Origin of the sequence: Shinella zoogloeoides (assembly GCF_030733845.1) — a bacterium.
Lineage (GTDB): Bacteria > Pseudomonadota > Alphaproteobacteria > Rhizobiales > Rhizobiaceae > Shinella > Shinella zoogloeoides_C.
In genome coordinates this window covers 2,388,649-2,406,406 of sequence record NZ_CP132311.1, presented here as the reverse complement: position 1 = coordinate 2,406,406, position 17,758 = coordinate 2,388,649, and the positions used below count along the sequence as shown (strand labels likewise).

Below are 17,758 nucleotides of genomic sequence, written 5' to 3'. Positions count from 1 at the left end.
TCAAGCGCAGCGTTTCAAACCTCCACCTCTGGTGGAGGTCATGACTTTCTACGCAAGGCTTCGATCAGTAGGCCGAGCATTCGCCCGGGCTGACGACCCGGTAGCCGGCAACGCCGGCCGAGCAGGAATTGCCGAACGTCTTGCGGTCGCGGCCGCGCTGTGCGCAAACCGGATTGTATTCCATCGTGCAGACGCGCTGCCCGCCGCCATCCTGCTCCCGGTCGCGCCAGTCCGGCCGGTCGCGATCACGGTCACGCCAGTCCGGGCGATCCCGGTCACGGTCGCGATCCCGGCCGTCACCCCAGCCGCTGTCGGGACGGCGGACCTGGCATTCGCCGCGGCCGATGATGTCATAGCCGCTGTTGCGGGCTTCGCAGGCATTCGCGAAGGTCTGGCGATCGCGGCCGTTCGCGCCGCAGACCGGCGCATATTCGCGCGTGCAGGCGCGGCCTTCGTCCGGACGCGGATCCGGCCGGCCACCCTGTCGGCACTCGCCGGCGCCGACGATCCGGTAGCCACTCGAGCGCGCCTCGCAGGAATTGGCGAAGGTCTGGAGGTCGTTGCCGCGCGCGCCGCAGACCGGGCGATATTCCATGGTGCAGGCCTGCGGGCCCGGCCGGTAGCCGCCACCGCCTTCGTCGACTTCGACCGAGCAGGCAGCAAGCGTGCCCGCTGCAAGAAGGATGGCTATGCGTCCCATGAGCCGGGACAGGAAAGGCGACATCGATATCATGGATTCCTCCTGGTGAACCGCAGCGACCGTAACGTAAAATTGATCGGCCGGGTATCGGGGCGAATGTAAAAAACAGGGGATGGTTGAAGGATGAAAAAACCCGCGCAACCATTGCTGGCGCGCGGGTTTTGAAGCCTTGAGATGACGGCGTGATCAGTCGAAGAGGCTGGACACCGACTCTTCGGCGCTGGTGCGGTTGATTGCTTCGCCGAGCAGGTTGGCAGTCGAGATCACGCGGATATTGTGCGCCGACTGGACGGCCGTCGTCGGCTGGATCGAGTCGGTGATGACAAGCTCCTTGAGCTTGGAAGACGTGACGCGGGCGACGGCCCCGCCTGAGAGAACGCCGTGCGTGATATAGGCGGTGACGCTGGTCGCGCCGTTCTTCAGCAGCGCTTCGGCCGCGTTGCAGAGCGTGCCGCCCGAATCCACGATGTCGTCGATCAGCAGACAGTCCTTGCCGGTGACATCGCCGATGACGTTCATGACTTCGGATTCGCCTGCGCGCTCGCGGCGCTTGTCGACGATCGCCAGCTGGCAATCGAGCCGCTTGGCGAGCGCGCGGGCGCGCACCACGCCGCCGACGTCTGGCGAGACGACCATGACGTTTTCGAGATTGTAGTTTTCCTTCACGTCGCGCGCCAGGATCGGCACGGCGTAGAGATTGTCCGTCGGGATATCGAAGAAGCCCTGGATCTGGCCGGCATGCAGGTCCAGCGTCAGCACGCGGTCGGCGCCGGCTTCGGTGATGAGGTTGGCGACGAGCTTGGCGGAGATCGGCGTGCGCGGACCGGGCTTGCGGTCCTGGCGGGCATATCCGAAATAGGGGATCACGGCCGTGATGCGGCGCGCCGAGGAGCGGCGCATGGCATCGATCATGATCAACATTTCCATCAGGTGGTCGTTTGTCGGAAAAGAGGTCGACTGGACGACGAAAACGTCCTCGCCGCGCACGTTTTCCTGGATTTCAACGAAGATTTCCTGGTCTGCGAAGCGTCTGACCGTGGCACGGCCGAGCGGAACATTCAGATAATTGCAGATCGCTTCGGCCAGAAGCCGGTTCGAATTGCCCGCGAAAACCTTCATCTATGGTCCGCCTGTGCTTATGCTGATGCGGGGCCTTTAAGCGGCTAAATCCGCGAATGCAAGGGTCTTGCCGTGTTGGAAAAGCGATTCTTCGCATTTCCCTGTGATTTACCGTTTCACGGTGCTTTACCCACGCGAAGCGCCGCTCCAGTCGAGATACTGGCGGATCGTCTTGCGGGCGATCCCGTCCATCGTGCGTGCCGGCACGTTCGCCCACGGGTCTGCCGCGGTGCCCGAGACGGTTTCCTGGCCCTGGATGCGATGAAGCCGCGCGCCGCTGCCGTCGAGCACGTCCCAGACATAGACGACGGTCGTCTTGCCGTTGTCGCTCATCGCGGAGAAATAGCCCTTCAGGATATGCTTGCTGGTATTGTCCGAGGCGCTGCGGATGGTCAGTCCGCCGGCCCGCGCTTCCGCGCCGAGCCGTTTGGACAGCGGCGTGACGGCCTCGACCGGCGCGCCGATGATCGGCAGGAACCGGATCGTCTGGCCTTCCTGCGCGGTGGCGGGGGGCAGGGCCGCGACCTCTTCCGCGCCTTCGGAAGTTTCGGCCGCCAGCGAGCGTTGCGCGCTCGTGCGGGCGAGCTCGGCATCGCGCCGTGCCGCGCCTCCGTTGCGGGCGAGCGCGTCGGCCTGACCCTGTAGAGTGCCCGCCGTGTCTTCGCCGGTCGAGATGCCCGAGGCGGTGAAGGCGGTCTGCTGCGTGGCGGTCGCGACCGGCGTCGTGGTGACGGGGCTGGTCTCGGCGCTCATCTGGTCGAGATCGCTCTGGGTCACCGGCGGCGAGTTGAATCCGTTGCCGACATCGGCGCGCGGCGTGAGCGCGTCGGTGCTGTTGCAGCCGGCCAGCGTGGCAATGAGGCCGATCAGTGCCAGCCGCTTCATCAGCTCTTGCATCGTCATCGTCCGTATCCTTGGGAAGGCTTTGGCCTTCTCCATTCCCCGCGACGATTTATGGGTTCCACCCCATGCCCTGTCAATCGCAGGATCTTGCATGCGCCGCATCGATCAGACCTCGATGAAGTCGAGCCCGTAGCGTGACAGCGGTTTCGGCGCGTCTGTTGTCGTCAGGTAGGTCTGGCCGAGGGTCATGGCCGTGCCGGTGTCGGAATCGAGGATGATCGTGTGCACGAAGAGCGACATGTTCGGCTCGATCTCCTGCGGATTGCCGAGCAGGAACATCTGCGGATCCATCCAGGACGGGGCGAAGCGCGCGCCGACGGAATAGCCGCAGGTGTTCAGCCGGTGCCGGGCGAGGCCGCGTTCGTCGAGTATGCGCGCGAAGGTCTCGAAGACGGTTCCGAAGGTATTGCCGGGGCGCAGCACCATTTCCATCGCCTGCATCGTCTCGCGGCAGGCGCTGTAGAGCTCGCGATGGCGGGCGCTGGGTTCGCCGATGACGGCGGTGCGCATCATCGGCGCGTGGTAGCGCGCGCTGACACCGGCCCATTGCAGGCTGAGCTGGTCCTCGGCCTCCAGTCTGCGGCGGCCCGACTTGGAGCGGACGAGCAGGGCGTCGATGCCCGAGCCGATGACGAATTCGTTGGCGGCATAGTCGCCGCCGCCGGCGAGCACGGCATTCTGGAGCGCGGCGAGGATCGCCGCCTCGTCGCCGCCGGCGACGATCAGCGGCAGGGCGGCGGCGAGCGCATCGTCGGAGAGCGCGGCGGCACGCTCGACATAGCCGATCTCCGCCGGGCTCTTGATGAGGCGCAGGCGGCTGACGATGGCCGAGGCGTCGACGATCTCGCCAAAGCTCTGGAGCTGGTTGTCGAGCAGACGCGTGTTGCGGCCGGTCAGTCCATGCGTGTCGTATTCGACGCCGATGCGGCAGCCGAGCAGGTCGAGGTCAGAGAGGAGGTTCTTCAGGTCCATCGTGGGGTCGGCGTTCACGCGGTCGACCCAGACCTCGATCTTCTCGATATTGGACGTGTGGCGCGCCTGCCGCAGGTCCGCCGAGCGCGTCATGAGCACCATGCTGCCGTCGGACTTCACGACGAGCGTCTGGAAGAAGCAGTAGCCGAACGTGTCGTAGCCGGTCAGCCAGTACATGCTCTCCTGCGCGAAGAGCAGCATGGCGTCGAGCTTTTCCTCCCGCATGCGGGAGGTGAGGCGCTGGAGGCGGTTGGCGTATTCCTCGGTGTCGAAGTGAAGTGCCATTGGGGTGTCTCCCTCGTCTTCGTCTGTTCCAGGGCTTCAGCCCCTTATCATGATGGCCGAAATCTGGCGGCCGTAATCCGGTTCCTGCCGGTGGGTGGTGCGCCGGTAGGAGTAGAAGCGATCCTCGTCGGGATAGGTGCAGATGTCGAGATTTTCGGCCGTCACCCCCGCGTCGGCGAGCCGCTGCGTCGTCAGGCCCGGCAGGTCGAACATGGCATGATCGGCCTTCTCAGACGGCGTGAAATAGCGCTCATAGGTCCCGTCCACGTCGAGGAAACGTTGAACGAACTCCGGACCGACCTCGTAGTTCCGCCGGCCGATGGACGGGCCAAGGCTGGCGAGGATGTTCTCGCGTTTCGCGCCGAGCTTTTCCATGGCCGCGATGGTGTTTTCCAGCACGCCGTAGAGCGCGCCCTTCCAGCCGGCATGGGCGGCGCCGACGATGCGTGCCTCGGGATCGCAAAAGAGGATCGGGCCGCAATCGGCCGCCAGCACGCCGAGGACGATGCCGGGCGTCGCGGTCACCAGCGCGTCGGCCTCGGGGCGGGTGCCGTCGTAGCTGTCGTCCACCACGACGACATCGGGCGAATGGACCTGGTGCACGGTGGCCAGCCGCTCCGGCGCGGCGGAGAACCAGCGGGCGACGCGGGCGCGATTCTCGTGGACGTTCTTCCGCTCGTCCTTCGAGCCGAGCCCGACATTGAGGCCGCGATAGATGCCCTCGGAAACGCCGCCCTCGCGGGTGAAGAAGCCGTGGCGGGCCGCGGTGCCGGCGCGTTCGACCAGCAGCGGGCTTTCGATCGGGGAGGGGAGCGCTTGGTCCTTCATGATCTCTCGGCTGGGCTTTCGAGCGGGCCGCCAGGCAAGGATTTCAGCCGGGGCATGCGGGGTGCAAATCGGGTCGAATTTGTCCGGCCTTGGCGGATGTGTCAATCGGGCTGACGGAACGGAAAGAGCGCGAGCGGTGCGCTGCCAACTGCCAACACCTTGAAAAGATCACCCATTTTTCCCGCGCCGGATCCTGCGAGGCGGTCGATATCTGACAGGATCGCCTGCTGCGTCGTCTCGTCGCGGTTGCGACCGAGCGCGGAGGCACGTTCCCCGATGCCGAGGCCGACGAGGAAGTCGCCCTGGTGCAGCATGCCGTGCACATGAAGGCCCGCGGCGGCGGCGGCGCCGGCAAGACGCTCGAAATCGACATGGCTCGTCAGGTCCGCTTCGCCGGGATGGGCGAGCGGCAGATCGAAGTCGTGCTTGAGCACCGCCTGGAGCGTATCCCCGAAGCCGGTGACGAAATGGCCGTAGTCGATCGCCACCGCCGTGCCGCCGAAGCGGGCGATGCGTTCACCGATCGTCGCCATCACCGCCTCGCGGGCGGGGGCGATCTCGAAGATCGTGCCGTTGGGGACTGTCTTGTGGTGCTCCGGCAGCAGCGCGGGGTCTATGCCGGCGACGCCGGCGGCGAAGGTCAGCTCGTCGTCGGCACCGAGGCCGACCATGCGCTCGCGGAAACCGGAGGCCGTCTTGATGAACTGGCGGATGGGGATCGCGTCGAACAGTTCGTTGGCGGCGAGCAGCACGAAACCCTCCGGCAGGTCCTCGAAACTGTCGTGCCAGGTGACGCGGGCGGCAACGGTGCCGAGCGTTTCGTGCTGGACGGCGCGCAGCTTCGGGCTCGTCTCGATGAGGTGGATCGTCGCGCTTTCGTAGAGCTGCGGGGCGAGCTTGGCGATGACGCGCAGCATGTCGGCCATCATGGTGCCGCGGCCGGGGCCGATCTCGGCGATGCGCACCTGCTCCGGCCCGCCGTGCTTCTGCCAGGCGTGGACGAGGAAGACGCCCAGCATCTCGCCGAAGAGCTGGCTGATTTCCGGCGCCGTCACGAAGTCGCCGGCACTGCCGAAGGGATCGCGCGTGCGGTAGTAGCCGTATTCGGGGTCGGCGAGGCAGAGCGCGAAGTAATCGGTGACGCTGATCGGGCCGTTGATGCGGATCAGCGCCTTGATCTTGCGGGCGAGGGGTGTCGGCATGGGCGGATCGCTCAGGCGCTGGCCGGCCGGGCCGCGCGGGCGCGAAAGATCGCCCAGAGACCGAGGGCGAGCATCGGCAGCGACAGCAGCATGCCCATGGTCAGCCAGCCGCCGAGGAGATAGCCGAGCTGCGGATCCGGCTCGCGGAAGAACTCCACCGTGATGCGCGAGAGCGCGTAGCCGGCCACGAAGAGGCCACTGACGAGGCCGGGGCGTTTCAAGGCGCCGAAGCGGTAGATGGCGATCGCCAGGACCGTCAGCAGGACGATGCCTTCGAGGCCCGCTTCGTAAAGCTGGCTCGGATGGCGGGCGAAGGGGCCGGCCTGCGGGAAGATCACCGCCCAGGGCGCGTCGGAAAGGCGCCCCCACAGTTCGCCGTTGACGAAATTGGCGATGCGGCCGAAGAACAGGCCGATCGGCACGACGGCGGCGACGACGTCGAACAGGCTCCAGATCGGGATGCCGTGGCGCCTGGCGAAGAGGATCATGGCGAGCGTGGTGCCGGCAAGGCCGCCATGGAAGGACATGCCGCCGTTCCAGACCTGGATGGCGCGCAGCGGATCAGCGACGACATTCGGGAAGTCGTAGAACAGGATATAGCCGACGCGGCCGCCCAGGATGATGCCGACGGCGGCCCAGACGAGGAAGTCGTCGAGCTGGGTGCGGTTCATCGGCGCCTCGCCGGCCCACAGCCGTGGCGTCTCGACCAGCCGGCGGGCATAGAGCCAGCCGAGCATGATGCCCACGACATAGGCGATGCCGTACCAGTGCACGGCGACCGGGCCGATGGAGAAGGCGATCGGATCGATTTCCGGATAGGGCATGATGGCGAAAAGGTGCGCGATGTTCGTCAAAGTTTAGCTCTTCCTGTTTGGCGCGGAAGATGGCGGCGCCTTGCGGCAGGGTCAAGGCGATAAATCGTGATCGGCGGCGGCGCGGCCGGCCGGTCGGCGGCGATCCACCGGAATCCGCTTGCAAGCGCGGGCGCGAGACCCTACCTCAGTTTCATGACGCGGGCGGTGGCGCCCGCAAGCCACCATCGACACCTCAGGAAGGGTACGACCATGACCACCGGTGCGAACCGCATTCTCGACGACTTCGCCAAGCTGATGACCGATGCCGCCGGCGCCGCGCAGGGCGTGCGCAAGGAGGCCGAGACCGTGTTCCGCGCCCAGGCCGAGCGTTTCATCAACGGCATGGACCTCGTCAAGCGCGAGGAATTCGAAGCCGTGCGTGAAATGGCGATCAAGGCACGCGATGAAAACGATGCGCTTCTCAAGCGCATCGAGGCGCTCGAAGCCCGCCTCAACGCAGGCAACTGAGCCGTTTCGGCACGGCTTTCGACCGATGGGACTCGGTTGGCGTGATTCACTTCGCGCCAACCGTTTTTTTTAATAAAATTTTTACCCCTGTGGACACTTGCGAAAAGCCCTTTGCGCAGAGTCCCTTAAGCGTCCGACCTGAATCTTTTTGACAGCGGCTGTCCACAACCGGGCGGAGAATTGGACGGGCAGGGGGCTGGCGTCGTGACTCCGCCGTTATACACTGATTTTAAATGATGATTCGAGACAGGCGGCGCAAGCTTCGGACAGGGTATGTCGTCCAGAGTGGGTGTAGTGCCGAGCAATCATTCAGTGTTGTATCCGGAGTTCGGTTTGCCGCGTCGTGTGTGTAGGCACGATGGCGCATGCCTTCCGGTCTAGAAGGTGATGCATGAGCCTTATGGAATTGGATATCGGGCGTCAGTCCAACCCGGTCGACATGATCGAGTTCGTCGCGGCCAACAATGATTGGACGTTCGAGCGGTCCGGCGAAGACGAGATCGCGATGACGGTCGAGGGCAAGTGGGCGGACTACCACGTCTCCTTCTCCTGGATGGAGGAGTTCGAGGCGCTGCACCTTGCCTGCGCCTTCGACATCAAGGTTCCCGAAAGCCGCGTTACCGAAGTGCACTGCCTGCTCTCGCATGTGAACGGCCAGGTGCTGATGGGGCATTTCGACCTGTGGCGCCGCGAGGATGTCGTGATCTTCCGCCAGTCGCTGCTGCTTGCCGGCGGGGCCGAGCCCACCAACCGGCAGGTCGAGGTGCTGCTCTCAAGCGCGCTCGAAGCCTGCGAAGCCTATTTCCAGGCCTTCCAGTTCGTCGTCTGGTCCGGCATGGACGCCCAGTCCGCCGTCGACGCGGTGCTCTTCGAGACGGTCGGGGAGGCGTGACGATGGCGGTTGCAGGTCACGGATCCATCGTTCTCATCGGCGCGGGAAACATGGGCGGGGCCATGCTCGCCGGCTGGCTGAAGAGCGGTATTTCGGGTTCCTCGGTGATCGTGATCGATCCAGGCCCGCAGCCGGCCATGGCCAAGCTGATCGCCGACAACGGCGCACGGCATGAAACATCCGCGCCGGAGGGCGTGAAGGCCGGCGTGATCTTCGTTGCGGTCAAGCCGCAGGTCATCGACCAGGTCTTGCCGCCGCTGAAGGGGCTCGTCGGACCCGACACGGTCATCGTTTCGGTCGCCGCCGGCAAGACCATCGCCAATCTGGAAAGCCATCTCGGGGAAGCTGCCACCGTGCGCGCCATGCCGAACACGCCCGCCATGATCGGCCGCGGCGTGACGGGCGCCTTCGCCAATGCGCGCGTCACCGCGGCGCAGCGCGATTTCGTGCATTCCCTGCTCAAGGTGAGCGGCCCCGTCGAATGGGTCGCAACCGAGGGCGATATCGATGCCGTCACGGCGGTCTCGGGCAGCGGCCCGGCATATGTCTTCTATCTCGTCGAGTGCATGGCAGAGGCAGGCCGCAAAGCAGGCCTGCCGGCGGACCTCGCCATGCGGCTCGCGCGGGAAACCGTCGCGGGGGCTGGTGAACTGCTTCATCAGTCCCCCGACGACGCCGGCCGCCTGCGCCAGAACGTGACCTCGCCCGGCGGCACCACCGCCGCAGCCCTGTCCATCCTCATGGCCGACGACGGCATGCAGCCGCTCTTCGACAAGGCCATCGCCGCCGCCCGCAAGCGTGCCGAGGAGCTGGCAGGCTGACGCCTTCCAAGGATATTTCCATGACCGAGACCATCACCTACGCCGATTTCGAACGCGTCGATATTCGCGTCGGCACCATTGTCGAGGCGCTGCATTTTCCCGAGGCGCGCAAGCCGGCCTACAAGCTGCAGATCGATTTCGGCCCCGAGATCGGCATCAAGAAGTCCTCGGCGCAGATCACCGTGCACTATACGCCGGAAGACCTCGTCGGCCGGCAGGTGCTTGCCGTCGTCAACTTCCCGCCGCGCCAGATCGGCCCGGTGCGCTCGGAAGTGCTGACGCTCGGTTTCGAGGACGATACGGGCGCGATCGTGCTTGCCGGCGTCGGACAGGCCGTGCCGAACGGCAGGAAGATGTGCTGATCAATGAATGTCGCGTGAGACGGGCGGCCCAAGGCGGAAGTCCGTGAACTCGGCCTCGAAGCCGTCGCGTTGCGGCGAGCAGGCCATCAGGCCGACCAAGGCCTCCGAAGGCTCCGCCGGGAAATAGGCAAGGCGCGCCATGCGCCAGTCCGTCATGGCGTCCGTCCGGTACTGGATGAACAGGGCATCGCCGTTGCGCGTCACCCGCGCGGAAATCAGGTCGAATTCGTCATCGATGCGGAAAGCCGACCAGTCGGAATGGCCGCGCGTGACGACGACGCTGAAATGTTTCGCGCCGTCGGTATATTCGATGCCGCACTTCATCCACGTCGTCTCGTCATGGCGCACCATCAGGCCGGCCTGGTCGTAGAGCGTTTCGTAGCGGCCGCGGAAGGTCGTCTCCAGCGTGAAATCGCCCGTCCAGGAACGATGCAGAAAATGGCCGCTGTCCGGCTGGAAGCCGTAATAGGTGCGCTGCCAGAAATCGGTCTTCAGCCCGGTGCGGACGTGGAGATGATTGTCCCAAACGGAGGCTGCGGGCGGCGGATTGAGCCAGGTCAGGCCGTCGAGGGGAAATGCGCTCATCGGTAGGCTCCGTTCTTCGTCAGGCGGGAACGCGGATCGTCGCCCTGAGGCCGCCCATCGGGCTGTCGGAGAGCGTGACGTTGCCGCCGTGGCTGCGGGCGATGTCGAGGGCGATGGCAAGGCCGAGTCCGGTGCCGGAGGCATCGAGATTGCGGGCCTCGTCCAGGCGGAAGAAGGGCTTGAAGACATCCTCGCGCGAGCGCTCGGGAATGCCGGGGCCGTCGTCGTCCACGGTGATGGTCAGCCATTTGGCGCCGTGGCGGGCCTCCACGTGCACGGATTTCGCATAGCGCATCGCGTTGGAGACGAGGTTGCCGACGAGGCGGCTGAAGGCGTTGGGGCGTACCAGCACCTCGTCGTCGCCCTCGATCTCGCTGGAGAAGGCGCGCTCGTGCAGTTCGGCTTCCAGGGAGAAACGCTCGAAGAGATCGGAAAGCCTGAGTTCTCCGACATCCTCTTCCGCATCGCCGCGAGCGAAGGACAGATAGCCCTCCAGCATGGTCTGCATGTCCTCGACATCCTTGTTGAGGCCCTGCAGGTCCGGATTGTCGCCGGCGAGTGCGAGCTGCAGCTTGAAGCGGGTGAGGATGGTGCGCAGGTCGTGGCTGACGCCGGTCAGCATGGCGGTGCGCTGCTCCATCTGCCGCTCGATGCGCTCGCGCATGAGGATGAAGGCAAGGCCCGCGCGGCGCACCTCGTTTGCTCCGCGCGGTGCGAAGTTCTCCGGCATCTTCTGGCCCTTGCCGAAGCTTTCGGCGGCCTGGGTTAACGTCAGGATCGGCCGGATCTGGCCGCGCAGGAAGAGGATGGAGATGGCGATCAGCACGAGCGACGCGCCGATCATCCAGAGCAGGAAGATATGGGTGTTCGAGGCATAGGCCTGGTTGCGCCGGGCGTAGACGCGCAGCACCTTGTTGTCGAGCAGGATGCGCACCTCGACGAGGTTGCTCTCCCCGACCGTATCGATCCAGAACGGCCGGCGGATCTGGCGGACGATCTCCTCGCTCAGGATCTCGTCGAGGATGTTGAAGAACGGCTTGCTGCGCGGCGGCGGCAGTTCCTTGCCGGGCTCGATGGAGATGATGAGTTCCAGCCGCTCGCGGGCGATGCGGGTGATCTCCGAATAGTCCTCGTCCTGCGGGTAGGTCTCGATGAGATCGATGATCGCGGCGATGTCGCGGGTGACGGCCATGGACAGGCGCTGCGTCACGAGCTGCCAGTGACGTTCCATGAAGACGAAGGCGACGATGGCCTGCAGCAGCACCATCGGAATGATGATGATGAGCAGCGAGCGGGCGTAGAGGCCGGTCGGCATCTGGCGCCGCAGCCAGCGGGCGAAGCGCTTCCAGGCAGCGCCCGGCGCGCGCTCGAGGTCCCGCCGGATGGTCTCGAAGGTGGTCATGGGTAAGACCCCGGCAGGCGTGCAGCTTGGGATACCCCCCTCTGCCCTGCCGGGCATCTCCCCCTCAGGGGGGGAGATTGGATGGGGTGATGCCTTGCCATTCTCTGACGGTACAGCTTGAGCGCGGTTTTTGGCTCTTGCCGATCTCCCCCCTTGAGGGGGAGATGCCCGGCAGGGCAGAGGGGGGTGAGCCCCTTGGCGCGCGCGCCCGGCACGATCAAACGTGCTCCACGCTCAGGCGGTAGCCGATGCCGCGCACCGTTTGCAGCCAGACGGGATTGGACGGGTCGTCCTCGATCTTGCGGCGCAGGCGGTTGATCTGCACGTCGATGGTGCGCTCGCCGACCTCGGTCTCCTCGCCGATCAGCTCGTGGCGCGGGATTGTCTCGCCGGCGCGCTGGGCGAAGAGCAGCATGATGTCCTGTTCGCGATCGGTGAGGCGGATGACATCGCTGCCGCGCTTCAGCTCCTTGCGCACGATGGAGAAGGTATAGGGGCCGAACATGACCTGCTCGATCTTCGGCGTGGAGGGCGCCGCGTTGCGCTTGAGGATGTTGTTGATGCGCAGCACCAGTTCGCGCGGCTCGAAGGGTTTGGAGAGATAGTCGTCGGCGCCGGCCTCCAGGCCCTCGATGCGCGCCTTGGATTCGGCCAGCGCCGTCAGCATGAGGATCGGCACGGGGCGGATCTCGCGCAGGCTCTTCGTCAGTGCCAGGCCGCTTTCGCCCGGCATCATCACGTCCATGATGATGAGGTCGAAATCGAGGCCGCGCAGCTTGCGACGCGCCTCGTCGGCATCCCCCGCCACCGTCACGCGGAAACCCGCGCCCATCAGGTAACGGTTGAGAAGGTCGCGGATACGGGTGTCGTCGTCGACGACGAGAAGATGGGATGCGTCGTCGGAGGGCGTACCGGCAGCGGTCATCGTCTTCACCTCCTGCTCACTCATCATTCGCTCTTGGCGTTCTGCATGCCGGTAAGGAACCGGGTCACCACCCGGCGGTCGCCGGCACTCATGTCCTCGAATGCACGGGCGATGCGGCGGGATTGCGGCTCGGCGAGCGCCAGCGCGAGTTCCCGTCCGGCCCTTGTCGGATAGAGCTTTCGCTGGCGGCGGTCCTCGGGGCCGGCTACCTGCTGGATATAGCCGGAATCGATGAGTTGCTTCAAGACGCGCGCCAGGCTCTGCTTGGTGATCTTCAGCGTGTCGAGCAGGTCCGCCACCGTCATGCCGGGCTCGCGGTTGACGAAGTGCACGACCCGGTGGTGGGCGCGGCCGAAACCGCTCTTTTCGAGAATGGCGTCGGGATCGGAAATGAAGTCGCGATAGGCGAAGAACAGCCCTTCGATGATCTCGAAGTCGATGCGGCCGTCGCCCGTCATGGCGTCCTCGTGCAGCTCGCTCCCGCCGTTCTTGTCCGGCATCTGTCGGGCCACGTTGTCATTTCCTTTCATGCTTTGCCGTCCTAGCGTAATTTATAGCAAAATATGTCAGCTTTGTTGACATATTTTTCCGCCCTTGTTAGGGTCCGCCCACATTGCGGTTCCCAGGCGCCGGAGAGTATCCGGTGTTTCTCCGATCCCCAATCCGGATTACCATTCCGATCAGGTAATCCTGCCCGTTTCTGGTTAGACCGTAACAGGCGAAACAATCAACTTGAAAGAATGGCGCGCGAGAGCGCCGGAGGATGACACCATGGCTGTTCCCTTTGATCAACTGGATGGGCAAATCTGGTTCAACGGCGAGTTCGTCGACTGGAAGGATGCGAAGATCCACGTGCTGACGCACGGCCTGCACTATGCCAGCGCGGTGTTCGAGGGTGAGCGCGCCTATGGCGGGCGCATCTTCAAGCTGACCGAGCATAACCAGCGCCTGCACAAGTCGGCCGAAATCCTCGGCTTCAAGATCCCCTACACGGTCGAGGAGCTGGACGCGGCGAGCATCGAGCTCCTGAAGCGCCAGGGCTTTTCCGAGGCCTATGCGCGCCCGATCGCCTGGCGCGGCTCGGAGATGATGGGCGTTTCGGCGCAGAACAACCGCATCAACGTCGCCATCGCCATCTGGCAGTGGGGCAGCTACTTCAATCCGGCCGAGAAGCTGAAAGGCATCCGCCTCGACATCGCCGAATATCGCCGTCCCGATCCGAAGACTGCGCCGTCGAAGTCGAAGGCCGCCGGCCTCTACATGATCTGCACAATCTCCAAGCATGCCGCCGAGGCCAAGGGCTATGCGGACGCCCTGATGCTCGACTATCGCGGCCAGGTGGCGGAAGCGACCGGCGCAAACATCTTCTTCGCAAAGGACGGCGTCATCCACACGCCGGTGCCGGACTGCTTCCTCGACGGCATCACGCGCCGCACGGTCATCGAGCTTGCGAGGCGCCGCGGCTACGAGATCGTCGAGCGGGCGATCATGCCGGAAGAGCTTTCCGGCTTCTCCGAGTGCTTCCTGACCGGCTCGGCCGCCGAAGTGACGCCGGTCTCGGAAATCGGCCCGTACCGCTTCACGCCGGGCACGATCTGCGAAACGCTGATGAACGACTACATGAAGGAAGTCTATCCGGTCGCGGCCGCCGCGGAATAAGCGGCGCGAGAGATCTGAAAACAAACGGGCGGCCCTTTCGGGGCCGCCTTTTTTTATGCAGCCAGTCAGGCTGCCTTCTTGCCGAGCACCGCGCCGACGATGGCCGTCAGCACGCCGCCGCCGACGAGGCCCCCGATGCCGTTGGCGACAAGCCCCGAGAGGCCGGCTTCCCCGCCCACCATCTGCAGGAGAAGACCGCCCCCCACGCCCCCGATGGCGCCGACGATGGTGCGGACGATCACGCTCACGGCCACCTGTTTCAGGGCCGCGCCCGCGGCATTGCCGCCGACGGCGCCGGCGATGAGCTGCGTGATGATGGGCATCAATGCTTCCATGACTTCCCCTCCGAAAGGTCCGCCCGGAATGAGAGTGATCCGAGCCGGACACTTGCCTCGTTGCCGGGGCGCGATCTGGAGCCCGCGCGCCCGCTGCCGAAAGACTCGGCAGCCGTAACGTGCGGACAATTTTGGGGTCTGTCAATTTGCCCGCGCCGCTCGTGCACCGGAGACTTGCGCGCATGAAAAGAGGCGACCGCGATGCGACCGCCTCTTCCTTCCCCGCAGTGGCTTGGTTGCCGCGGTTGTTATTCTGCTGCGATGACGCCCCGGCGGATCTGGTCTTCCTCGATCGATTCGAAGAGCGCCCGGAAATTGCCTTCGCCGAAGCCCTCGTCGCCCTTGCGCTGGATGAACTCGAAGAAGATCGGGCCGATCACGGTTTTCGAGAAGATTTGGAGCAGGATCTTCGTCATGCCGCCGTCCACGACCCCTTCGCCGTCGATCAGGATGCCGTGCGCCTTCATGCGCTCGACCGGCTCCTCATGGCCGACGACGCGTACATAGGAGCGGTCGTAATAGGTGTCCGGCGGGCCGGGCATGAACTTCAGGCCGTTTTCGGCAAGCCTGTCGGTCGCGTCGTAGATCGCATCCGTGCCGACGGCGATGTGCTGGATGCCTTCGCCCTTGTACTTCTTCAGGTACTCGACGATCTGGCTCGTCTCGTCCTTCGATTCGTTGAGCGGGATGCGGATCTTGCCGCAGGGCGAGGTGATGGCGCGCGAGACGAGGCCGGTGATGCGTCCGTCGATGTCGAAGAAATGGATCTGCTTGAAGCCGAAGAGTTCGCGGTAGAAGTCCCACCACTTGTCCATGTTGCCGCGGTAGACGTTGTGCGTGAGGTGATCGAGATAATAGAAGCCGACGCCCTGAGGCTTCGGGTCGCGCTCGCCCGTCCATTCGAACTCGGCATCGTAGGCCGAGCCCTTGGCGCCGTATTTCTCGACGAAATAGAGCAGGGAGCCGCCGATGCCGACGATGGCGGGCACGTCGAGCGCCTTGTCGTCGCCGTCATAGGGCGTCGCGCCCTTGGAGACGGCGTGCTCGAAGGCGTGCTTTGCATCCACCACGCGCCAGGCCATGGAGGCGGCGCAGGGGCCGTGCAATTCCGTGAACTTCATGGCGTGCGAGCCGGGCTCGGCATTGACGACATAGTTGATGTCGCCCTGGCGCCAGACCGAGATGGCCTTCGTGCGGTGCGTGGCGACCTTGCTATAGCCCATGCGCGCGAAAAGCTCTTCGAGCTTTGCCGGCTCGGGATGGGCGAACTCGACGAACTCGAACCCGTCGGTGCCTGCCGGGTTGTCGGCGGTGATCAGCGCCGGCGGTGCGTCATGCGGGAAAGGCCCCATTGTTCGTCCTCCTCGAAAGTGATGTGAGGGAAGTATGGCGCGAACGGCGTGCAATGTGCGTGCATAGTGCTTGCGCTTTGGCAATTCCATGCAATGATCGTGCATTGAAACAGGATATGGAGGGCAGGGCGTGCATCTCGACGACTTCGACCGTAAACTGCTCGCGCATTTGCAGCAGGATGCGCGCCTGACCAACAACGAACTGTCTGAGCGCATCAACCTCTCGCCTTCGCAATGCTCGCGCCGGCGCATCCGGCTGGAGGAGGAGGGCATCATCCGCGCCTATCGGGCGGAACTCGACCGGGAAAAGCTCGATCTCGGCATCGTCATCGTGGTCACGGTGACGCTCTCGACGCACAACCGCGACAATGCGGTGCGCTTCGCGCGCCTCATCTCAAACCTGCCGGAGGTGCTGGAGGCGTTCTCGCTGACGGGAGAGATGGACTACGTCATCAAGGTCGTGGTGCCGAACCTGAAGGCGCTGTCCGCCTTCGTCAACGACGTGCTGCTGCCGCACGAATCCGTCTCGCATGTGAAGACGGCGATCGTGCTCGACACGTTGAAGGAGACCATGGCGCTGCCGCTCTGAGCTGTTGCTTCAGGGCAACACCCCCTGCCTTGCTCTGTTCCCGGCGGAACAGGCCGGATTCCCGCGTCGTTATAGAAGCGATCACACAGATGCCGAACGCGGCCCAGGACGAGGGAACAGAACAATGCAGCCGAGCACGAAGAAACAGAACCCGGTGGCCGATCGCCTCCGTCCGGTCGTCTATCTCTATGCGGCCGTCAACATCGCGGTCATCGCGCTTCTCTTCTCGACGGTCTCCCCGACGCTTGCCACCGGCCCGGCCCAGGAGATGGCGAGCCTGCGCTAGTTCACGCTTGGTCTTCGCGCCCGCTTGCGGCTATACGGGGGCGACAAGCGGCAATCCAGCGAGGATCCCATGGGCATGCTTCAGGCGGGCATCATTCCCGTCACTCCCTTCCAGCAGAACTGCACCATTCTCTTCGACACCGAGACGAAGGAAGGCGTGGTCGTCGATCCCGGCGGCGACGTCGAGGTGATCCTCCAGACGGTGAAGGAAAACGGCATCGTACTGAAGGCGATCTGGCTGACCCATGGCCATGTCGACCATGCGGGCGGGGCGAAGGAACTGAAGGATGCGCTCGGCATCGACATCATCGGCCCGCACAAGGACGACCTTTCCCTGCTGCAGCGGCTGGAAGCGCAGGCCTCGATGTTCGGCGTGCCGATGAAGGTCAGCAATGTCGTGCCGGACCGCTGGCTTGAGGATGGCGACACGGTCTCCTTCGGCGAGCATGAATTCGAGGTCTATCACACGCCGGGCCACGCGCCGGGGCATGTGATCTACTTCAATCGCAAGCAGGGCTTCGCCCATCTCGGCGACGTGCTCTTCCAGGGTTCGATCGGGCGCACCGACCTGCCGGGCGGCGACCATCAGCAGCTTCTCGATTCCATCCGCGACAAGGTGTTCCCGCTCGGCGACGAGGTCGGCTTCCTCTGCGGCCACGGGCCGGGCGGAAAGATCGGCGAGGAACGGCGCTCCAACCCGTTCCTGCGCGGACTGTAAAAACAAAAAAGGCGGGGCCTTGCGGCACCCGCCTTTTGATTCAGTTAGCCTGCCGGATTTTCAGCCGGCGGTGCAGAAGTGCTCGCGGCCGTCATAGCCGACGAAGGTGCCGGTATCGGGATTGAACGAGCGGTAACGCTGCGAGCAGTAATCGTACCAGGACTGGGTCCACGGCTCGTAGCTCGGCACGGCGACCGGGCGGCGGTAGATCACGCGGGGCTCGGGCTCCGGATAGTATTCCGGTTCCACATAGCGGCGTTCCTCGTATCGGGGCTGGGATGCCAGCGCGCCGCCAATGATGACGCCGGTGGCCAGGCCAAGCGCGCCGCCGATCAGGGCGTCGTTGTTGCGGTGGCGGCGATGATGGCGGTAGCCGCCGTCTCCGCGCCAGTAGCCGTCGCGGTCGCGTGCTGCGGCAATGCCGGCGGTCGCGGTGAGCGTCGTCGCGGCGACGGCGACGGACAGCACCAGGGTCTTGATGACTTTGTTCATGACGTCGTTC

The 17,758-nt window shown here is 64.8% G+C and carries 22 protein-coding genes; 8 read left to right on the top strand and 14 right to left on the bottom strand.

Annotated features, from left to right (window positions below):
* Positions 1–64: 64 nt before the first annotated feature.
* From Q9316_RS12910 to lgt, 7 genes are all read right to left on the bottom strand, one after another.
* Complete coding sequence (locus tag Q9316_RS12910; RefSeq protein WP_306032011.1) at positions 65–733, bottom strand: Kazal-type serine protease inhibitor family protein; 669 nt, start codon at positions 731–733, stop codon at positions 65–67.
* A gap of 153 nt (positions 734–886) precedes the next feature.
* Complete coding sequence (locus tag Q9316_RS12905) at positions 887–1,819, bottom strand: ribose-phosphate pyrophosphokinase (RefSeq protein WP_160857199.1); 933 nt, start codon at positions 1,817–1,819, stop codon at positions 887–889.
* Between the two features lie 126 nt (positions 1,820–1,945).
* The gene (locus Q9316_RS12900; RefSeq protein ID WP_306035293.1) at positions 1,946–2,716 is read right to left on the bottom strand and encodes a hypothetical protein; all 771 of its coding nucleotides are present in this window, start codon (positions 2,714–2,716) and stop codon (positions 1,946–1,948) included.
* A gap of 111 nt (positions 2,717–2,827) precedes the next feature.
* The gene (locus Q9316_RS12895; RefSeq protein WP_306032010.1) at positions 2,828–3,979 is read right to left on the bottom strand and encodes a M24 family metallopeptidase; all 1,152 of its coding nucleotides are present in this window, start codon (positions 3,977–3,979) and stop codon (positions 2,828–2,830) included.
* A 36-nt stretch (positions 3,980–4,015) separates the two neighbouring features.
* A complete protein-coding gene (gene pgeF, locus Q9316_RS12890; protein WP_306032009.1) occupies positions 4,016–4,807 on the bottom strand; it encodes a peptidoglycan editing factor PgeF in 792 nt (263 codons plus the stop codon).
* Between the two features lie 101 nt (positions 4,808–4,908).
* Complete coding sequence (locus tag Q9316_RS12885) at positions 4,909–6,009, bottom strand: class I SAM-dependent methyltransferase (RefSeq protein ID WP_306032008.1); 1,101 nt, start codon at positions 6,007–6,009, stop codon at positions 4,909–4,911.
* 11 nt (positions 6,010–6,020) lie between these two features.
* Positions 6,021–6,833: a prolipoprotein diacylglyceryl transferase gene (gene lgt / locus Q9316_RS12880; RefSeq protein WP_371878005.1), complete on the bottom strand. Its 813-nt coding sequence runs from the start codon at positions 6,831–6,833 to the stop codon at positions 6,021–6,023.
* A 240-nt stretch (positions 6,834–7,073) separates the two neighbouring features.
* Between lgt and Q9316_RS12875 the strand changes: the two genes are divergently transcribed.
* The 4 genes from Q9316_RS12875 (at position 7,074) to Q9316_RS12860 (ending at position 9,406) form a co-directional block, all read left to right on the top strand.
* Positions 7,074–7,331, top strand: a complete 258-nt coding sequence (locus Q9316_RS12875; protein ID WP_306032006.1) for an accessory factor UbiK family protein — start codon at positions 7,074–7,076, stop codon at positions 7,329–7,331.
* Between the two features lie 391 nt (positions 7,332–7,722).
* Entirely contained in the window at positions 7,723–8,223 is a 501-nt protein-coding gene (locus Q9316_RS12870; protein ID WP_306032005.1) for a YbjN domain-containing protein, read from the top strand.
* 2 nt (positions 8,224–8,225) lie between these two features.
* Entirely contained in the window at positions 8,226–9,044 is an 819-nt protein-coding gene (gene proC, locus Q9316_RS12865; RefSeq protein WP_306032004.1) for a pyrroline-5-carboxylate reductase, read from the top strand.
* Positions 9,045–9,064: 20 nt separating this feature from the next.
* Positions 9,065–9,406 (top strand): tRNA-binding protein, encoded by a 342-nt coding sequence (locus Q9316_RS12860; protein ID WP_306032003.1) that lies wholly within the window; start codon positions 9,065–9,067, stop codon positions 9,404–9,406.
* On the opposite strand, the gene Q9316_RS12855 is transcribed toward Q9316_RS12860, so the two are convergent.
* The 4 genes from Q9316_RS12855 to Q9316_RS12840 all read right to left on the bottom strand — a co-directional run bounded on the left by Q9316_RS12855 (position 9,407) and on the right by Q9316_RS12840 (position 12,818).
* The gene (locus tag Q9316_RS12855; RefSeq protein WP_306032002.1) at positions 9,407–9,991 is read right to left on the bottom strand and encodes a DUF1349 domain-containing protein; all 585 of its coding nucleotides are present in this window, start codon (positions 9,989–9,991) and stop codon (positions 9,407–9,409) included. It abuts the gene before it with no gap.
* A 19-nt stretch (positions 9,992–10,010) separates the two neighbouring features.
* A complete protein-coding gene (locus Q9316_RS12850; protein WP_306032001.1) occupies positions 10,011–11,393 on the bottom strand; it encodes an ATP-binding protein in 1,383 nt (460 codons plus the stop codon).
* A 217-nt stretch (positions 11,394–11,610) separates the two neighbouring features.
* Entirely contained in the window at positions 11,611–12,318 is a 708-nt protein-coding gene (locus Q9316_RS12845) for a response regulator (protein ID WP_306032000.1), read from the bottom strand.
* A 23-nt stretch (positions 12,319–12,341) separates the two neighbouring features.
* Entirely contained in the window at positions 12,342–12,818 is a 477-nt protein-coding gene (locus Q9316_RS12840; RefSeq protein ID WP_306035292.1) for a MarR family winged helix-turn-helix transcriptional regulator, read from the bottom strand.
* Between the two features lie 271 nt (positions 12,819–13,089).
* Between Q9316_RS12840 and Q9316_RS12835 the strand changes: the two genes are divergently transcribed.
* Positions 13,090–13,977, top strand: coding sequence for a branched-chain amino acid aminotransferase (locus tag Q9316_RS12835; protein ID WP_306031999.1), 888 nt, complete (start codon positions 13,090–13,092; stop codon positions 13,975–13,977).
* Positions 13,978–14,042: 65 nt separating this feature from the next.
* Here Q9316_RS12835 and Q9316_RS12830 read toward each other — a convergent pair whose 3' ends face one another.
* A complete protein-coding gene (locus Q9316_RS12830; protein WP_306031998.1) occupies positions 14,043–14,312 on the bottom strand; it encodes a hypothetical protein in 270 nt (89 codons plus the stop codon).
* Positions 14,313–14,560: 248 nt separating this feature from the next.
* Complete coding sequence (gene hppD / locus Q9316_RS12825; protein ID WP_306031997.1) at positions 14,561–15,664, bottom strand: 4-hydroxyphenylpyruvate dioxygenase; 1,104 nt, start codon at positions 15,662–15,664, stop codon at positions 14,561–14,563.
* A 130-nt stretch (positions 15,665–15,794) separates the two neighbouring features.
* Here hppD and Q9316_RS12820 point away from each other — a divergent pair, with 130 nt between their 5' ends.
* The 3 genes from Q9316_RS12820 to Q9316_RS12810 all read left to right on the top strand — a co-directional run bounded on the left by Q9316_RS12820 (position 15,795) and on the right by Q9316_RS12810 (position 17,256).
* Positions 15,795–16,253 (top strand): Lrp/AsnC family transcriptional regulator, encoded by a 459-nt coding sequence (locus Q9316_RS12820; protein WP_306031996.1) that lies wholly within the window; start codon positions 15,795–15,797, stop codon positions 16,251–16,253.
* Positions 16,254–16,377: 124 nt separating this feature from the next.
* On the top strand, positions 16,378–16,539 hold the full coding sequence (locus Q9316_RS12815; RefSeq protein WP_306031995.1) for a hypothetical protein: 162 nt from the start codon (positions 16,378–16,380) through the stop codon (positions 16,537–16,539).
* Between the two features lie 75 nt (positions 16,540–16,614).
* Positions 16,615–17,256 carry an MBL fold metallo-hydrolase gene (locus Q9316_RS12810; protein WP_306035291.1) on the top strand — a complete coding sequence of 214 codons (642 nt, stop codon included), beginning with the start codon at positions 16,615–16,617 and terminating at the stop codon, positions 17,254–17,256.
* 60 nt (positions 17,257–17,316) lie between these two features.
* Here Q9316_RS12810 and Q9316_RS12805 read toward each other — a convergent pair whose 3' ends face one another.
* Entirely contained in the window at positions 17,317–17,748 is a 432-nt protein-coding gene (locus Q9316_RS12805; protein WP_306031994.1) for a BA14K family protein, read from the bottom strand.
* Positions 17,749–17,758: the final 10 nt, after the last annotated feature.